At 42.1% G+C, this 788-nt stretch carries 1 protein-coding gene; it reads right to left on the bottom strand.

All coding sequences use genetic code 11. The annotated features are described in order from the left end of the window. Nucleotides 1–148 precede the first annotated feature (148 nt). The coding region (locus tag A3729_RS06185; protein ID WP_231877360.1) for a hypothetical protein at nt 149–788 on the bottom strand (640 nt) is incomplete at its 5' end.

Here is a 788-nt window from a genome sequence, read left to right on the forward strand (position 1 = left end):
GCAGACATATCTAGCAAAAAATACATTAATTTTGTAACCACTACTCTAACGCTCTTAAAAGCATTTTACTTAGACTAATTCAACACACTGCGCGACGAATAGCCAACACTAATGACACCTAAATACGTCAATAAAATGACAAGCTTTTTTAAACCCCCTTAGGCTTAGGTATCAAGAAATCTCGGAATTTATTAGGGTTACCCGTCTTTCCTGCTTCTGCAGCTTTTACGATGTTATACATTTCTCTTGATGAAACAAAATGCATCTTATACTTCTCGCCATCATTATATTTTGAAGCCAGGTACTCATACATTTTTACTGTAGGTTCACCTAACAATGTATCGATATCCATCTCTTGCGTACCATGTGTATGTATTTTGACGAATACCCATTCCGGCCGCCCCTCAACATGAATATGTTGATCCACCCACATATCAACACGGTGTTCAGAAGGGGGTATTGACTTGCGAACATCACCCGCTTCTATTTTCGGCATAACCCCCCATTTTCTCTCTTTCCAGTTCAGGCACAGAGGCCCCTGGATAATCATCAAATCACCAGATGACTCACGCCCCACTTTTACCTTCACTCCTTTATCATGAGACTTAGGCCGCAATGGGTCGTCAGTAGCATAATATATCGAGTTTACCGTTGAGGTTTGGGTCTCACTGGGAGCAGAAGGCAGGGTAAAGTCTGCGTAGCAACCTGTTTCCTTTAGCACAATCAACTCGTCGTTGACCCCACACCATTTACCTTCCGGATGACAATTATCCAAAGTCCAGTTGCCA

Source organism: Oleiphilus sp. HI0043, from assembly GCF_001634935.1.